The 16,390-nt window shown below is 68.7% G+C and carries 19 protein-coding genes; 4 read left to right on the forward strand and 15 right to left on the reverse strand.

The genetic code is table 11. The annotated features are described in order from the left end of the window. From arfA to OG876_RS15660, 8 genes are all read right to left on the reverse strand, one after another. Positions 1-1,503, reverse strand: coding sequence for an arabinosylfuranosidase ArfA (gene arfA / locus OG876_RS15625; RefSeq protein WP_328525579.1), 1,503 nt, complete (start codon positions 1,501-1,503; stop codon positions 1-3). A 28-nt stretch (positions 1,504-1,531) separates the two neighbouring features. Then, positions 1,532-2,359 carry a carbohydrate ABC transporter permease gene (locus OG876_RS15630; RefSeq protein WP_328525580.1) on the reverse strand — a complete coding sequence of 276 codons (828 nt, stop codon included), beginning with the start codon at positions 2,357-2,359 and terminating at the stop codon, positions 1,532-1,534. Then, positions 2,356-3,300, reverse strand: a complete 945-nt coding sequence (locus OG876_RS15635) for a carbohydrate ABC transporter permease (protein WP_328525581.1) — start codon at positions 3,298-3,300, stop codon at positions 2,356-2,358. Before OG876_RS15635 ends, OG876_RS15630 begins: the two co-directional genes overlap by 4 nt. A gap of 12 nt (positions 3,301-3,312) precedes the next feature. Beyond that, positions 3,313-4,608 carry an extracellular solute-binding protein gene (locus OG876_RS15640; RefSeq protein ID WP_328525582.1) on the reverse strand — a complete coding sequence of 432 codons (1,296 nt, stop codon included), beginning with the start codon at positions 4,606-4,608 and terminating at the stop codon, positions 3,313-3,315. A 106-nt stretch (positions 4,609-4,714) separates the two neighbouring features. Next, the gene (locus OG876_RS15645; protein ID WP_328525583.1) at positions 4,715-5,725 is read right to left on the reverse strand and encodes a LacI family DNA-binding transcriptional regulator; all 1,011 of its coding nucleotides are present in this window, start codon (positions 5,723-5,725) and stop codon (positions 4,715-4,717) included. Positions 5,726-5,827: 102 nt separating this feature from the next. Further along, positions 5,828-6,049: a hypothetical protein gene (locus tag OG876_RS15650; RefSeq protein WP_328525584.1), complete on the reverse strand. Its 222-nt coding sequence runs from the start codon at positions 6,047-6,049 to the stop codon at positions 5,828-5,830. 69 nt (positions 6,050-6,118) lie between these two features. Beyond that, positions 6,119-6,325 (reverse strand): hypothetical protein, encoded by a 207-nt coding sequence (locus OG876_RS15655; protein ID WP_328525585.1) that lies wholly within the window; start codon positions 6,323-6,325, stop codon positions 6,119-6,121. Further along, on the reverse strand, positions 6,297-7,373 hold the full coding sequence (locus OG876_RS15660; protein ID WP_328525586.1) for an aldo/keto reductase: 1,077 nt from the start codon (positions 7,371-7,373) through the stop codon (positions 6,297-6,299). The genes OG876_RS15655 and OG876_RS15660 overlap by 29 nt, the downstream gene beginning before the upstream one ends. A gap of 168 nt (positions 7,374-7,541) precedes the next feature. Here OG876_RS15660 and OG876_RS15665 point away from each other — a divergent pair, with 168 nt between their 5' ends. The 3 genes from OG876_RS15665 to OG876_RS15675 are packed head-to-tail and all read left to right on the forward strand — an operon-like array spanning position 7,542 to position 9,644. Beyond that, complete coding sequence (locus tag OG876_RS15665; RefSeq protein WP_328525587.1) at positions 7,542-8,087, forward strand: RNA polymerase sigma factor; 546 nt, start codon at positions 7,542-7,544, stop codon at positions 8,085-8,087. A gap of 52 nt (positions 8,088-8,139) precedes the next feature. Continuing rightward, complete coding sequence (locus OG876_RS15670; RefSeq protein WP_328525588.1) at positions 8,140-9,186, forward strand: aminotransferase class V-fold PLP-dependent enzyme; 1,047 nt, start codon at positions 8,140-8,142, stop codon at positions 9,184-9,186. 29 nt (positions 9,187-9,215) lie between these two features. Then, the gene (locus OG876_RS15675) at positions 9,216-9,644 is read left to right on the forward strand and encodes a MerR family transcriptional regulator (RefSeq protein ID WP_328525589.1); all 429 of its coding nucleotides are present in this window, start codon (positions 9,216-9,218) and stop codon (positions 9,642-9,644) included. 12 nt (positions 9,645-9,656) lie between these two features. On the opposite strand, the gene OG876_RS15680 is transcribed toward OG876_RS15675, so the two are convergent. From OG876_RS15680 to alr, 4 genes are read right to left on the reverse strand one after another with little or no spacing between them, the layout of a single operon-like run. Further along, positions 9,657-10,154, reverse strand: a complete 498-nt coding sequence (locus OG876_RS15680; RefSeq protein ID WP_328525590.1) for an SRPBCC family protein — start codon at positions 10,152-10,154, stop codon at positions 9,657-9,659. 37 nt (positions 10,155-10,191) lie between these two features. Continuing rightward, positions 10,192-10,860 (reverse strand): M15 family metallopeptidase, encoded by a 669-nt coding sequence (locus OG876_RS15685; protein ID WP_328525591.1) that lies wholly within the window; start codon positions 10,858-10,860, stop codon positions 10,192-10,194. After that, the gene (locus OG876_RS15690) at positions 10,857-11,822 is read right to left on the reverse strand and encodes a D-alanine--D-alanine ligase family protein (RefSeq protein WP_328525592.1); all 966 of its coding nucleotides are present in this window, start codon (positions 11,820-11,822) and stop codon (positions 10,857-10,859) included. Before OG876_RS15690 ends, OG876_RS15685 begins: the two co-directional genes overlap by 4 nt. Then, entirely contained in the window at positions 11,819-12,955 is a 1,137-nt protein-coding gene (gene alr, locus OG876_RS15695; protein WP_328525593.1) for an alanine racemase, read from the reverse strand. The genes OG876_RS15690 and alr overlap by 4 nt, the downstream gene beginning before the upstream one ends. A 159-nt stretch (positions 12,956-13,114) precedes the next feature. Between alr and OG876_RS15700 the strand changes: the two genes are divergently transcribed. Further along, on the forward strand, positions 13,115-13,648 hold the full coding sequence (locus OG876_RS15700; protein WP_328525594.1) for a CGNR zinc finger domain-containing protein: 534 nt from the start codon (positions 13,115-13,117) through the stop codon (positions 13,646-13,648). Here OG876_RS15700 and OG876_RS15705 read toward each other — a convergent pair. The 3 genes from OG876_RS15705 to OG876_RS15715 form a co-directional block, all read right to left on the reverse strand. Continuing rightward, positions 13,592-14,260 (reverse strand): GNAT family N-acetyltransferase, encoded by a 669-nt coding sequence (locus OG876_RS15705; protein ID WP_328525595.1) that lies wholly within the window; start codon positions 14,258-14,260, stop codon positions 13,592-13,594. The two genes, OG876_RS15700 and OG876_RS15705, sit on opposite strands and share 57 nt — an antisense overlap. Positions 14,261-14,296: 36 nt before the next feature. After that, on the reverse strand, positions 14,297-15,442 hold the full coding sequence (locus tag OG876_RS15710) for an ROK family transcriptional regulator (RefSeq protein ID WP_328525596.1): 1,146 nt from the start codon (positions 15,440-15,442) through the stop codon (positions 14,297-14,299). 253 nt (positions 15,443-15,695) lie between these two features. After that, positions 15,696-16,379, reverse strand: coding sequence for a GAF and ANTAR domain-containing protein (locus OG876_RS15715; protein WP_328526914.1), 684 nt, complete (start codon positions 16,377-16,379; stop codon positions 15,696-15,698). Positions 16,380-16,390 lie beyond the last annotated feature (11 nt).

Consider the following 16,390-nt stretch of genomic DNA (forward strand, 5'->3'; position numbering starts at 1 on the left):
TCAGTCCGTCGACAGAGAAAGCGCTGTCCAGCTGATCGCTGGGAGCGTAATGGTCAGCTTGCCGTCGGCGAGGCTCACCGACTCGTGCGGCTGGGCGGTCACCCGGTCCGGGTGCGCGGCCGAGTTCGTGGCGAGTGGGTCGTCGTCGTGGACGATCACGGCCTCCTCGATCGCCGTGACGCCGGTCCGGCCGACGTCCACGGTGATCTCGACCGGGCCCTCGGTCGACCGGTTCACGGCGAAGACCGCGAGCCGGCCCTCGTCGTACGTCGCGACCGCGTCGACGGCCGGGATGTCGCCGTACTTGGCGGTGCTGACGGTCGGCGAGTCGGCCCGCACCTGGAGCACCTGGCCGGCGGCGAGCCGGGAGGTGATCGCGAACGGGTGGAATGTGGGCTGCCGCCAGGCCGGGCCGCCGGGCTCGGTCATGATCGGGGCGATCACGTTCGCCAGTTGCGCGAGGCACGCGACCGCGACCCGGTCGCTGTGCCGCAGCAGCGAGATCAGAAGGTTGCCCACGACAACGGCGTCGGTGACGTTGTACTCGTCCTCGATCCGGCGCGGCGCCACCTCCCACCGGTCGTGCGGGCCGTCGGTCCGGCGGGACCGTTCGCCGTACCAGACGTTCCACTCGTCGAAGGAGATGCCGATCTTCTTGCTGCTCTTGAGCTCGGCGCCGACGTGGTCCGCGGTCGCGACCACGGCCTCGATGAAGCGGTCCATGTTCACCGCCGAGGCCAGGAACGACGCCGTGTCGCCGTCGTCGTTGCTGTAGTACGCGTGGCACGAGATGTAGTCGACGAAGTCGTACGTCTCCCGCAGGACCTCCCGCTCCCAGGTGCCGAACAGTGGCATCCGCGACGAGGACGAGCCACACGCGACCAGCTCCAGATCGGGCTCGATCATCCGCATCGCCCGTGCCGTTTCTGCCGCGAGCCGCCCGTACTCGGTCGGCGTCTTGTGCCCGACCTGCCACGGGCCGTCCAGTTCGTTGCCGAGGCACCACAGCTTGACGCCGTACGGCGATGCGCCGTGCTGTTCCCGCAGATCGGACAAGGCGGTCCCGCCCAGGTGGTTCGAGTACTCCTGGAGGTCGAGCGCCTCCTGGACTCCGCGCGTACCGAGGTTGAGCGCCATCATCGGCTCGACCCCGGCCTTGGCGCACCAGCGGATGAACTCGTCCAGGCCGAACTCGTTCGTCTCGATGCTGTGCCAGGCGAGGTCGAGCCGGCGCGGCCGTCCTTCGCGCGGGCCGACGCCGTCCTCCCAGCGGTAGCCGGACACGAAGTTGCCGCCGGGATAGCGGACCACCGAGACGCCGAGCTCGCGGGTGAGCTCGAGGACGTCCTTGCGGAACCCGTCCTCGTCGGCGGTCGCGTGGCCCGGTTCGTAGATACCGGTGTAGACGCACCGGCCCATGTGTTCGACGAAGGTCCCGAAGGTACGGCGGTTCACGGGCGCGATCGTGAACGCGGGGTCGATGGTGAGGTTGGCAGAGGGCACCAGGCTGCTCCTGTCGTGGTGAGTGGTGTCAACCCTTGATGCCTGCGTCGCCGACGCCGCGGACCACATGGCGCTGGAACAGGGCGTAGACGATCAGCAAGGGAAGTCCGCCCAGGACCGCGGAGGCCATGATCTGGGCGTAGCGCAGGCCGTACGAGCCCTGCACGTTGGCCAGGCCGACCGGGATCGTCATCATCGACGGGTCGGTGGTCACGATGAAGGGCCAGAGGAAGTTGTTCCAGGCGCCGATGAACGTGAAGATGCCGACGGCAACGAGGATCGGCCGCGACATCGGCACCATCACGCTCCAGACGATCCGCCACCGAGACGCGCCGTCGACCCGGGCGGCGTCCTCGTAGTCACGCGAGATGCCGTCGAAGAACTTCTTCAGCACGAACACCATCACCGGCGCGACCACCTGCGGCAGCACGATGCCCCAATAGGTGTCGACCAGGCCGAGCCCGGTCATCTCCTGGAACAACGGCACGATCAGCACCTGCGGCGGGACCAGGATGCCGGCGATGATCAGCCCGAACAGCACCCGCCGGCCGGGAAACCTGGTCCGCGAGAAGCCGAAGGCGGCCAGCACGGACACGACGAGCGTCAGGCCGGTCACCAGGACGGACACGACGCTGCTGTTCAGGAACCAGCGGATCAGATCACCCTGGTCGACGACGCTCCGGTAGGCACCCAGGGTCGGTGCGTTGGGCAACCAGGTGATGGGCGACCGGGTCGTTTCCGGCTCCGGTTTGAGCGAGGTGTCCAAGGCCCACAGCAGCGGGACCAGCCACACGACCGCCAGGATGACCGCGCCGACGATGCTCGCCACCTTCGGGAAGGTCCACGACGTCCTCATTCGCCGGCCTCCTTCCGGCCGGAGAACAGTTTGAACTGCAGCAGCGCGACCACCACGATGACCGCGAAGAACATGTACGAGATCGCCGACGCGTAGCCGATCCGGTAGTTGGTGAAGCCGTTCTCGTAGATGTACTGGATGATCGGCCGGGTCGCGAAGTTCGGCCCGCCGTCGGTCATCAGGTACACCTGGTCGAAGATCTTCAGCGACGCCACCAGTTGCAGTACGACGATCAGCCCGGTGGTCCGGCTCAGCAACGGCAGCGTGATCCGGAACAGCTGCTGCCGCCCGTTGGCGCCGTCGATCGAGGCCGCCTCGTACACCTGAGCCGGAATCCCCTGCAGGGCGGCGAGATAGAGCAGGAAGTTGAACCCCACGGTCCACCAGACGGTGGTGATCACGATCGCGAGCATGGCCCGGTTCTCGGTATTCAGCCAGTCGATCTCGGCGAACCCACCGGCCGTCAGCAGCCCGTTCACGAGGCCGAAGCCGGGCTGGTAGATCCACACCCAGATCAGCGTCACGACGGTGGCCGGCAGGACGAACGGAGCGAAGTACGAGAACCGCAACAGCCAGCCCAGCAGGCCTTTGCGGTTGGCGAGCAGAGCCATCAGGAGCGCGATGATCACCAGCGGCGGCGTACTCATCGCGGTGAAGATGAAGGTGTTCTTCAGCGACGACCAGACAGCCGGGTCGCCGACCATCTCCCGCCAGTTCTCCAGGCCGAGGAACTGGTGCTTGACCCCGGCCAGGCTGGTGTTGAAGAAGCTGTTCCACAGCCCGGACACGATCGGCCAGAGCAGGAAGACCGCGAACAGCAGCAGGAACGGCGCCACGAAGAACAGTCCGCCCCAACGCTCCGTCCACGGGCGGCCAGTGCCCGGCTTCGGTGCGGCCGGTCGGGTGGTACTGAGGGCACGAGGTGGTGTCTGCACAGCCATGATGGCCTCCTTTCAGACCGGGGACGGGGTGTCGAGCAGCTTCTGGGTGGCTGCCTTGAACTGGGCGAGCGCGGCCTTCGGAGTGGCCTGTCCGGTCGCGATCCCGTTGAAGGCCGCCGCGGACTCGTTCTCCAGCTGGGCTCCCGAACCGCTGAACCACGCATCCGGGTCGTACAGCACGTTCGGAGCGACGCTGCGGTACTCCGCCTGCGGCTTGAGGTCCAGGTACTCCTGGCTCGTCACCACCGGCTGGTACGCCGGGATGTGGCCGCCGGCCGCCCACTCGACGCTGTGCTTCAGCATCCAGGCGATGTACTCGATCGTCGCCTTCGTGTCGTCGGCGTTGCGGTGGGCCTGGTGCGGCAGCACGAAGGTGTGCGAGTCGCCCTGGAACTTCGGTACGTCGTACACGACCGGGAACGGCGCCATGCTGAACGGCAGCTTCGCGGTCTGGTACGTCGTGACCTCCCACTCACCGTTGAAGCTCAACCCGGCCTCGCCGTTGCTGAACTGGGCGACCAGGGCGGCGTAGTTCGCCGACCGCGGCGTGAGTCCTTCGCTCGCGAGCTTCGCGATCAGGTCCAGGGCCTCGAGCGCCTTGGCGTCGTCGATCACCAGCTCTTTGCCGTCCGGACTGAAGAACTCGCCCTCGAGTTGGCCGTACAGCGTCCACCACAGCCGCCACGGGCTGGTGGTGTCGACGGAGACGGCGTACTTGCCGGTGGTCTCCTTGACCGCCCGGAGCATGTCGAGGAACTCGGTCACGCCCTTGACTGTCTTGATCTTGTTGTCCGGGCCGAGCAGACCTGCCTTCTTGCAGATCTCGAGGTTGTAGTAGAGGACGAACGGGTGCTGGTCCAGCGGAACGGCGTACAGCTTGCCGTCGATGACGCAGCGGTCCCAGGTCGCCGGCAGGAAGTCGGACTGGTGCACGCCGGCAGCGGACAGCAGATCGACCGGGATCGGGTCGAGCATCGTCGTCGGGCTGAATCCCTTCAGCCGGGACATGTGCATGGTTGCGACCTCGGGCGCGCGGCCGCCGGCCGCCGACATCGCGAGCTTGGTGTAGAACGGCGGGCCCCAGGCGAGGGTGGTCGCCTCGAACCGCACGTCGGGGTGTTCGGCGACGTACTGCTGGTGGATCTGCAGCAGGCGGGCGCCGTCGCCGCCGCCGAAGAGGTTCCATTCCCGGACTCTGGGTCTGCTGCCGAGGCTGCCGCAGCCGGTGAGGGCGAGGGCGCCGCCGAGCAGGCCACCAAGTACTGCTCGACGCCGTGGGCGGAGGGGCGGAGGGGAGTCGTCAAGCATCTGCGTGTCCTCCAGGCGGGGGCGGGGACAGGGGACAGGGCGTTCTACATCGGTGTACTACAACGGTGTAGAGATGATGCCCGGGTGCTCCGGGACCGTCAAGACCTCAGCCGGCGCCGAGCGTGGATTCGCGGGTGTGCAGCTCGTACGGCGCGACGATCTCGGCGTGCTCGGAGTCGTCGCCGGCCATTCGCCGGACCAGCAGGTCGACCGCGGTGCGGGCGATGTAGACGCGGTTCGGATCGACCGTGGTCAGGGTCGGACTGCTGTAGCTGGCCTCGTCGATGTTGTCGAAGCCCGCCACCGCGACGTCGTCCGGGATCCGGATGCCGTGCGCGGTGAGCGCCCGGACCGCGCCGAGTGCGAGCGTGTCGTTCAGACCGAGGACGGCGTCGAACTTCTCCCCGGACGCGAGCAGCTCCTCCATCGCGTCCGCGCCACTCGACCGGTGCCACTTCCCGCCGGACACGGCGAGGTCCTTCGGAACGGGTACGTCGTACTCCGCGAGCGTCTCGGCGTACGCGCCGTACCGGATGGCGGCGGTGCCGACCTGCTCGCCGGGGCGGATGCCGATCACCGCGATCCGGCGCCGGCCCTGGTCGAGCAGATGCCGGACGACCGCCTTGGTGCCCTCGACGTTGTCGATGATCACGTGGTCGACCGGGCCGTGGAAGATCCGCTCGCCGAGCAGCACCATCGGCGTCGGTGTCCGCAGCTGGTCGACGTCCTCGGGCCCGAGGCCGAGCGGACTGTAGAGCAGACCATCGACCAGATGTCCGCGCGGCCGGGCGAGAGCGGTCAACTCGCGGTCGCGGTCGGCGCCCGTGGTCTCGATCATCACGGTCAGGCCGTGCTCACCGGCAGCCGCGATCGCCGCGTCGGCGAGCTCGGCGAAGTAAGGATTGCTCAGCTCGGGGACGGCGAGGGCGATGATGCCGGTCCGGCCGGACTTCAGGTTCCGGGCGGAGATGTTCATCTGGTAGCCGAGGGCGTCGATCGCGGCGAGCACCCTGGTCCGGGTCTCCTCGCGGATGTACGGATACCCGTTCATCACGTTGGAGACCGTCTTCGGCGACACCCCGGCCTGCCGCGCCACGTCCCGCATCGTCACCGCCACGGCATCACCCCCAACCATCCGGTCATGGGCACACACGGTAATGCACGCGGGCGGGGTGTTGCCGTCGCCCGCGTGCTCAGTCGCCGCTGGAGTGTGTCCTGGTCAGCTGTCCGCCGGTTCCTCCGCCGCCGGTTCCTCCGGGGGTGCCTTGTGGGGCGGGCGCCGGGGTGGGTTGGGCTGCGGTCCGAGGGATTTGCCACCGGCGTGCTCGGGGATCACGCCGTCGTAGTTGGTCAGCTCGAGGCCTTCCTCCTGCAGCGTCTCGTCGATCACCGGGGACGGCTCTTCGCCGGGATCCCATCTACCGGGTCTGCGGACAGTCATGACACCCTCCCTGGGACGTGTGTGCACTCCACGGTACGACGGCGCCGTCCCGGCGTCAGGAGGTCGGCGTCATACGCCGTACGGCGGGCGGTTGAGCGGGGTGAGCTTGATGCCCGCCTCGACGGCCTTGGTCAGGATGGCCGGTATCGGGCGGCCGAGGCGGAGGCTGATCACTGAGGGTGGCAGGTTCTCCGCCGCGAGTTTCTCGAACTGCCGGACTTCCTTCGCCGTCCACGGTTCCGCGGCGTTACGGGTGGACTGCGGCAGGGGGTTCATCGCTCTCACATCTTCTCGCTCGGTTGACGACCTTCCAGTGCCCACTTCCCCCCGTCAAAAACAAACCATCATCCCCACCCTCCCGACCGAAAACCTTCATCTTCCGTCCGCCCCGGGACGAGTTGCAGGCCTGCTGGTGTCGCGCGCTGGGGGGCGAGGGCTTCAGCGGTCGGTGGGTGGGCGGCGGCGGGTGGTGGGGGTGGTGAGGGATCGGGGGGCGCCAGGCGGCGTCGGTGTCCCAGAGGTCGGTGCCTGGGGGGACGATCTCGTCGATCCGGTCGAGGGTCGCGTCGTCCAGGGTGAGGTCGGCGGCCTTCAGCAGGCCGTCGAGTTGCTCCATCGTGCGGGGTCCGCTGATCACCGACGTGACCGCCGGATGCGTGGTGACGAAGGCCATCGCCAGCTCCGGGAGGGACACTCCGTTGCCCTCGGCAACTTCGATCAGGTGCTCGACGGCGTCGAACTTCGCCGCGTTCGCGGGCAGTGACGGATCGAAGCGGTGCGGAGCGATGGCAGCCCGGCCGGACGTGAGGTCGATCGGCTGGTTCTTGCGGATCTTGCCCGAGAGGAAGCCGAATGCGAGCGGGCTCCACGTGAGCACGCCCATCCCGAGCCGTTGACACGTCGGCAGCAGCGAGCGCTCGATCCCGCGGCCGATCATCGAGTACGGCGGTTGCTCCGTACGGAAACGCCCGTACCCACGCCGCTCCGCCACGTGGTACGCCTCCACGATGTCCTCGGCCGGGAACGTCGAGCATCCGGACGCCCGGATCTTCCCCGCGCTGACGAGATCGCTGAGCACCCAGAGTGTCTCCTCGATATCCGTCGAGTGATCGGGCCGGTGCACCTGGTAGAGGTCGATCCACTCGGTGTCGAGCCGGCGCAGGCTGTCCTCGACCGCGCGAGTGATCCACCGCCGGGAGTTCCCACTGCGGTTCCGGCTGTCGTCGTGCAACGGGAAGTGCACCTTGGTCGCGAGTACGACGTCCTCCCGGCGGCCCTTCAGTGCCTTGCCGACGATCTCCTCGGACTCGCCCGTCGAGTACATGTCCGCGGTGTCGACGAAGTTGATGCCCTGTCCCCAGTCTTTCCGGTCCTGACCGGCGAAACGCTAGAAGCTAGAGCGCTCTCTAGGTCAACCCATAGGTAGCTGCCGCCTGAAATAGGTGATTGGCACCGATGTGGGCAACGGGCGGCGATCGCAGCATGAGATTCCATGACGACCTTGATGGAACAGGAGACGCTGGGGGAGCGCTTTCGGGTGGGTGACGGGTCGGCGTTGCCCGAGGTGTACGAGCGGTACTCCGGGCCGATGTTCGCGACCGCGCTGAACCTGCTCGGGAATCGCGAGCACGCGGCGGACGCCGTACAGCGGGCGTTCGTGCAGGCGTGGCGGGCGGCCGGCCGGTTCGATGCGGGGCGTGAGCTCAAGCCGTGGTTGTACGCGATCACGCGGCGTGCGGCGGTGGACATCTACCGGCGGGAGCGTCGTACCCAGGAGCAGTTGACGTTCGATGACACCCTCGAGGTCGCGATCGCCGAGCCGCCGAGCATCGTCACTGTCTGGCAGGCCGGGCAGGTACGCGCCGCGTTGGCCCGACTGCGGCCGCTGGATCGCCAGGTACTGCGACTCGCGTACTACGACGGGCTCACGCAGACCGAGATCGCGGACCGGCTCGGCGTCCCGCTCGGCACGGTGAAGAGCCGCACGTCGCGCGCCCAGCAACGGCTGGCGACACTGCTTGCGCACCTGCGTGACTGACGGTTGTGGACAACTCCCGCGGCCGGTCCGCGTGGCTGCGTAGGGTGGAGCAATGGGAACTCTTGGGGACTTCGCCGGACTGTGGGATCCGGAGCCGGGCTGGCTGAACACGGCGTCGTACGGACTGCCGCCGAAGCCGGCCTGGGACGCGTTGCAGGCCGCGCTCGCCGACTGGCGGGTCGGCGCGACGTCCTGGGAACCATGGGACAAGTCGACGACCCGGGCCCGGGAGTCGTTCGCCCGGCTGGTCGGTGCGGACGTCGGCGATGTCTTCGTCGGCAGCACGGTCTCCGCGGCGTTGGCGCCGATCGCGGCGGCGTTGCCGGACGGGGCGAAGGTGCTGACCGACGACGTCGAGTTCACGTCGGACGTGTTTCCGTGGCAGGTCCACGCGGATCGTGGCGTCGAGGTGGTCGCCGTACCAGGGGATGAGCTGGTCGCGGCGATCCGGCCGGGGATCGACCTGGTCGCGGTGAGTGCGGTCCAGTCGTCGACCGGCGCTGTCCTCGATCTGGCCGGGGTTGTTGCCGCTAGCAAAGAAATCGGCGCGCTGGTGGTGATCGACGCGAGCCAGGCGCTGGGGTGGTTGCCGTTGCGGGTGGATGGCATCGATGTGCTCGTTGCGCACACGTACAAATGGTTGATGTCGCCACGCGGCGCGACGGTCGGGTATCTCTCGCCACGGTTGCAGGAGCGTTGCCGACCGTCGGCCGCCGGATGGTACGCCGGTGCCGAGGTGCACGACTCGTACTACGGGACCCGGATGGTGCTCGCCGATGGCGCGCGGAAGTTCGATCAGTCGCCGGCCTGGTTCTCGTTCGTCGGGGCCGCGCCCGCGCTCGAGCTCGTCGAGCAGATCGGCGTCGAGACGATCCACCAGCACAATCTGGAGCTGGCGAACGAGTTCCGCGCCGGTCTCGGGCTGCCACCCGGCGACTCCGCGATCGTGAGCACGCCGCTCCCCGGCGCGCAGGAGGCCTTCGCGTCGGCCGGCATCCGCGCGGCCGTCCGCGACGGGAAGTTGCGCGCGTCCTTCCACATCTACACGACCTTGGCCGACGTCCATCAGGCGCTGACGGCCCTGAAACCACTGCTGTAAGAGCTACGACCGGGGTTATGGTGCCGCGTATGGACGCTGGACTGAGTATCGGACAGGTGGCGGAACGGACCGGGCTGAGCGTGCACGCACTCCGGTTCTACGAGCGCGAGGGGTTGCTCGCGGACGCCGTACGGCGGGAGTCGAACGGCCGGCGCGTTTACACCGAGGACGATGTCGACTGGCTGGACATGTGCATCAAGTTCCGCTCGTCCGGGATGCCGTTGGACACGATCCGCAAGTACACCGAGCTGGTCCGCCAAGGCTCCGGCAACGAACAGGACCGCCTCGCCCTGCTCCGCAGCCACCAGGACCACGTCACCGCCCAGATCCAGGAACTCACCGAGTGCCTGCGGGTGATCACCCACAAGGTCGGCGTCTACGAACAGCACCTGGCCGAGGGCACGGCCGAGTGCCTGTGGGTGGCGCCCTCGACCACCAAGGCCAGCGAAGCCTCCTGAACCTCCCCGTCATCAGGACAGGGTTTCTTGCATTGACAGCAGGGTTTTGCGCATGTTCGCGGACAGCTGGTCCAGGCGTCCTTGGATCACCTCCGCGGCCCGCTCGGGCTGCTGCCGCACGCCGGAACGCAGGCCGCTGTCACCAGGTCCATGGGTGAAGGACTGCCGGACCAGCGTCACCCGCCCCTGCGGCTGCAGCTCGTACTCCCAGTGGGCGAAGGGCACATCCTCACCGCCGTACACGTCCCAGCCGAAGCGCAGCGGCTCATCGGCGATCGTGACTGTGCACGTCACGTAGGTTTCGTACCCGTCGGCGAAGCGGTTGCGCGCTTCGAAGCGGGCGCCGGGGACAGGCCTGTCCGCGTCGTCGAGCCAGGCGCCGTAGTAGCACTCCGGGCTCCACTCGCCGTATCGGTCGATGGCCGTGATCCCCGCCCAGACCGCGTCGACGGGCAGCTTCAGCAACACCTCTGTTCCGGTGGTCGCACCGGTCACTCCGTGGTCGTTCATGTCCGCGACGTCGGAGGTGTGCGACCGGGCTCGACATTTACGTCGTGACGCGGTCCGGGCGGGCCCCGTGCGTGGTTGCACCAACGCCGAAAGGGCTGGACACCGGACCGTACAGCGCGGCGGGGCGGTCCTCGAGGTAGGCCCAGTAGCGGTCGCCGTAGGACCAGTGCCACCACTCGGTCGGGTAGTTCACCAGTCCGGCAGCGGACAGTACGTCGGCCAGCAGCGAGCGATTCGTCCGTGCCTCGCGGCTGATGGTGGCCGCCGCGAAGAAGCACGCGCCGTTGCTCTGCTCGGGTGTCGCGTCGATCGGCGTACCAAGATCGAGCGGACCGTGCGCACCGATCAGCGTGAGGTCGACCGCGGCCCCGGCCACGTGCGGCGCGACCCCGACCGGAGACACGAACCGGCTCGCCAGCACATGCACCTCGTGGTCGGAGATGCCCGGATGCAGGCGTTCGAGTTCCGCCCGGTAGCCGTCGTAGATGTCCTGCTGGCTCTCGATCGGCCGCAGCCCCTCCACCACATGCAGCCGAATCCCGGCCGGCAGAAACGTGTCCGCCAGCGCCAGCCGCTCGGCGACGCCCTCCCGGGCGAACTGCCGGTCCGGCGTCGAGATGTCCCGGGTCGAGAGGTCGACCAGCGGTTCACCGCTCTCGATCGCCGGGATCCGCGTGATCCGTTCGTCACTCAACAGAACCGTCACTGCTGAGCCACCGCCGTCCGGATCAGCGTGTCGACGACCTCGGCGTACGACATCCCGGCCGCCGCCCACATCCGCGGGAACTGTGACGCCGGGGTGAACCCGGGAAACGTGTTGATCTCGTTGACCACCGGCTCTCCATCGGCCGGCACGAAGAAGTCCACCCGGGCCAGCCCCTTGCACCCGAGTACGTTGAAGACATCGATCGCCGTACGCCGAAGCCGGTCGGCCAGCCCGGGTTCGAGCGGCGCGGGTACGACGAACCGCGTGGCGCCGCTGTCGTACTTGGCCGTCGCGTTGAAGAACGGCTCGGCCGGATCAGCGTGGATCTCCAGCGCCGGTGCCGTGTCGACGCGCCCGTCCGGGAACTCCAGCACGGCCAGGTCGACCTCCCGGCCGACCATCTCCCGCTCCACCAGCACGACCGGATCCAGTACGGCGGCATCCGCGATCGCGGCCGACAGCGTCGGCAGGTCCGTCGCCCGGGTCACGCCGAAGCTCGAGCCGCCGTTGCCAGGCTTGACGAACACCGGGAACTCGAGGCCGGCCACTTTGATCTTCTGCATCGCAGCCTCGATGTCCGTCAGGTCCGGACCGCGCAGGGTCACGCCCGGAGTGACCGCGATGCCGTGCGCCATGAGGACCGCCTTGGTGAGCCGCTTGTCCAGCCCGACCGCGCTGGCTGCCACGCCACTGCCGACGTACGGGATCTTCAGCTGCTGGAAGAAGCCCTGCAGCGTGCCGTCCTCACCGCCCTCACCATGCAAGGCGGGGATACTGACGTCGCACGCCTGCAGGATCTCGATCGCCTCGTGCTGCCCGTCCAACCAGTTGCCGGCGGCATCGATCACCAACGGGATCGCCGTGTGGCCGAGCAGCTCGACCGCCTTCACGATGCCCTTGCCGCTGGCCAGCGAGACCCGGCGCTCAGGACTCGCGCCACCCAGCACCACCGCGACCTTCATCGGATGCCCTCCTCGTAACGACGGGGCACCCTGGATCCGATGCCGCAGTAGATCTCGTGCGGGATGGTCCCCGCCCAGTCGGCCCACTCAGCGGCGGTCGGCTCGCCACCCGAGCCGTCTCCGAACACGGTCACCGGCTCACCGGGCTCGACCGCCAGCTCACCGGCGTCGACGACGAACTGGTCCATCGCGATCCGGCCGATCACCGGCATCCGCACGCCCCGGCACTGCACACCGGCCCGACGTACGGCGACCCGCGGGATCCCGTCGGCGTACCCGAGTGGGACCAGTCCGATCGTGGTGTCCCGGTCCGCGACGTAGTCGTGCCCGTACGAAACCCCTTCGCCGGCGCGGATCCGGCGTACCTGGGCCAGCTTGCTGGTCAGCCGCATCGCAGGCCGCAATCCGATGCCGACCTCGTCGATGCCGTACAGACCGGCGCCGATCCGGACCAGATCGCAGTCCGGCGCGTCCAGCGTGATCGCGCCGGCCGAGTTGGCCAGATGTACGACGCTCGGCCGCAACCCGGCCCGGCGGGCAAGGCTCACCCCGGTCCGCAGGAGCTGCAGTTGCCGCCGGCTTTGCGCGGCATCGGGCGACTCACCGTGCGAGAGATGAGACCAGATCCCGCGGACCGTGACGGCGCCGAGCGCCTCGTAGTGCGCCGCCGCACGCGTGAGTTCGATCCACTGGTCAGGTGCACTGCCCGCCCGATGAAGTCCGGTGTCCAGCTTGAGGTGCACGAAGTGCACAGAAGGAATGGAGACGACGCGCTGGAGTTCGGCGACGGTCGAGACGCTGACATCCACCTCGAGATCGCCGAGCAGCAGCAGTTCGGTTGCGTCGTACAACCAAGTCAGGATCGGAACGGTCAGGCCCCCGGCGCGCAGCTGCAGCGCCTCGTCGGCGTGGGCCACGCCGAGCCAGGTCGCGCCGGCCTCGACCGCGGCCCGGGCCACCGGTACGGCGCCGTGACCGAAGGCGTCGGCCTTCACCACCGCGAGGATGTCCTGCGGCACCAGCCGCCGGAAGGTGCGGACGTTGTCGCGAACGGCCGCGAGGTCGACGACGGCCTCGGACAGGCCGGCGATCCCACGGACTGCAGGGCGGTGGCGGGACTCAACCAGGTTCATGTCCGTCATTGTTGGTCCCGGCAACGATCTGCGGCATCGGAGCCCGGGCGGATGTTCCCCCGCCCGGGCGTACGACCCTGGTAGCAGACGTCGCAGTGCCCTGGTCTGACCCACCTCCTCCGGATGAACGATTTTCCGCCGTCACGCGATAATGGCGGAGTGGAGGCTACGGATCACCTGAAGGCGTCGCTGGTCGCGGCGATCGCACTGGCGAACACCTTCGGATCGGCCACGCGCCAAGGGCGGCCGGCGGTCCCACCCGAGGCGGACGACATCCGCGCCGTACTGCGACTGACCACAAACCGCGTCGGCGAGGTGGACGTGGCGGCGTACGCGTCCGGGGGCAAGCAGTTGTACGACGCTCTAAGCCGTCTGCCGGATGTGGACGCGGCCGTCGACCAGGTGAACGACTTGCTCAGGGATACGAAGGCGGCGCCACAGCTGGTGCGGGACGACGGGGCGCCGTGGCATCTGCACTTCGGCGGGCCTGGGGCGACTGGCTGGATCGCCGAGTTCGCGACAGCGGCGGCGATGCTGCTCGGCAGCGACGAGGTCGAACGTCTCCGCCGGTGCGAGGCGACCCGCTGTGACGACCTGTTCCTCGACGCGACCCGGAGCCGCACGCAGCGGTTCTGCTCAACGGCCTGCCAGAACCGCACCAAGGTCGCCGCCCACCGCGCGCGAACTGCCTGACCCGGTCACCATGGTTGCCTCCAGCAACCAGCCGAGCTTCCGGTAGAGGTGGAACCCGTCGGTGGTCGCCATCAGCAACCCCGTCCGCGCGCCGCGCTCCAAGGCCCGCCGGCTGAGCGCGCCCATCACGACGCTGCCCAGCCCGCGTCGCCGATGCGCCGGATCGGTCTGGATGTCATGCATCACCGCGTCGCTCCCGACGATCGCCGCCATACCCCGCGCCGCGACCGTGCCGTCGGCCGCCAGCATGCGTACATACTCCAGCGCCCCGTCGGAGCTCACCTCAAGTCGGTACGCCGCTGTCGTCGGTTGCGGGTGTTCACGCAAATCGATCGACATCAGCGTCTTCTGCTCCGCGAACGGCTGCACGCCCGCGGCCGCGAGTCGTCGGGCAATGTCGTCGCCCTGCTGCGTCGTCACGGTCAACCAGGTGTCCCCGGACACCTGCGCCGCGAGCCGATCCACGGTCGCCGGGTCGTCGCCGAGCGCGAACAACTCCCGCTCGCGTCCGGGCAACCGCAGTACGGCGGCCAGCGCGTCGTCATACTCGATCACTGGTTCCAGTCCGCGGCAGAGCCGCCAGCCCTCGAGCCATCGCCTCACTGAGTCCATGGGCTGGAGTGTAACTGTTTATCGCCTGATAGTCAGTTACTCGGTTCCGAGGACGAAGGTCTGGATCGCGACCACTGCGGCGCCGCGAGCCCACTCGGTGAAGTCGGCGGGCTGCAGCACCATCGGCAGTTCCGCGGAGGACGGATGCCGGTCCGCGTGCAGGGCGGCCAGCAGGTCGGCGTGCGCGACTTCGGCGAGCCGGACGCCCTCGCCGCCGAGGACGACGAGCTCGGGCATGGTGAAGTTCGCGGCCGCCGCGATCAGCTTGCCCAGCGCGCGGCCCGCGCGGCCGATCACCGCGCTCGCCGCTGGGTCGCCCTTGGCCGCGAGATCGAGGCTCTCGTCGTAGCCGACCGTCCGGCCGACCGCCGCGCTGACCTGTTCGGTGATCGCGCTGACGGTCAGCAGGCTGAGCGCGCAGCCGCGGTGGCCGCGCTCGCAGCGGGGGCCGTCCGGCAGCAGTGGGTAGTGCCCGATGGTGCCGATGTCTGTGTCGGGACTGTCGACGGTCAGGTTGTGGACAACCAGTCCGTACCCGACTCCGGCCCCGATCGTCAGCAGCACGAAGCGGTCGGCGCTCCGGCCGGCGCCGAACCAGTGGGTCGCCTCGGTCAGCGCGGTGAGGTCGTTCGCGATCACGACGGGGATGCTGGTGTGGGCGGCCATGATCTCGCCGAACGGTACGTCGACCCAGTTCAGGTACGGCCCCCAGCGGACCTCGGTGTTGTTCGCCACCCGGCCGCCGAGGGCCACCCCGAGCCCGGTGATCGGGGTCCCGCCGGGCACCTGGATCGCGAGGTCGTCGGTGAGCTCGAGGACGAGCTCGGCCACGACGGACGGGGTCGGATCGGTCAGCGGACGCTCGGCGCTCGCAATCACCTCGGCACGCAGCGTTGTCAGTACGCCGATCGCCGAGTCGCCGGTCAGTTTGATGCCGACGAAATGGTGGGCGGCCGCGTCGAGGTCGAGTGGCTGCGACGGCCGGCCCACCCGCGCGTCCGTCGGTCCGCCGGCCACCTCGACCAGCAGTCCGGACTCGACCATCGGTTTCGTCAGGCGGGTCAGGCTTCCCGGCGACAGGCCGACCCGGCGGGACAACTCGGCACGCGACAGCGGACCGTCCAGCAGGATCTCCAGCGCCACCTGCCGCGAAGGCCCCGAGAGCGGCCGCCACTCACCCATCTCGACAGGGTAGCCGCGCGATCGGGGTGAGGACGCCGGGACGTGACCCGGTCCGCCGTTCTGGCCGCACAAGTCCCGGCGTCATGCTCAACCCAAGGGCGCTCAGGTGTCCCCACCCTTTGCACAGATGAACCATCCGCGGGCGCCGTACCCAATTCTTCTCGAAGTATGCACCCGATTTCGGCAAATGTTCCCTGGACAACGGTGTCAGATTCGCCTGCGCCCTCTCAGGTCGGGCGACTGGCGTACCGGACTAGTGCGGGAGTTTGCGGGTGTCGATCAGGTGCTGGGCGACGTCGCGGAGCTTGGTGTTGGTGTCCTGGGAGTAGCGCTTGAGGATGGCGAAGGCCCGGTCGCCGTCGACGTCGAAGCGTTCCATCAGGATGCCCATCGCCTGGCCGACGAGTTTGCGGGCGTCGACGGCCTGGGCCATCGTCGCCTCGTGCCGTGCGGAGGCGACCGCGACCGAGGCGTGCCGGGCGAGGATGTGCGCGATCGCCTCGTCGTCGGCGTCGAAGGCGTCCGCGACCGGGCTGTAGAGGCCGAGCACACCGACCGTCTGGTGGGCCCCGCCGCCGGTGACGAGCGGTACATCGAGGACGCTGCGGACTCCGAGCGCGGCGACCTTGGCGGCCCACTCGGGCCAGCGGCCGTCGGTGGTCGTGTCGCGGATCAGGACGGTTGTCTTCTCCTGCAGTGCGGTGACCAGTGGTCCGGTCTGGCTGCTGAGCTGCAGGTCGTAGACGTCGGCGACGACCGGATCCGTGACCGCCGCGACCTCTGGGCGTGAACCGCGGGCGTACAGCGCGACGCCGGCATACGTGCAACTCAAGGCCTGCAGGGCGAACTGGACGACGGCATCGATCGTCTCCTCCACCCCGGGTGCTTCATGCATCTCGATCGCCAGTCGCGCGAACGAGTCCGCGGACGCGCTCATGGCGAGGTATT

The organism is Kribbella sp. NBC_00359 (assembly GCF_036097425.1).
GTDB lineage: Bacteria > Actinomycetota > Actinomycetes > Propionibacteriales > Kribbellaceae > Kribbella.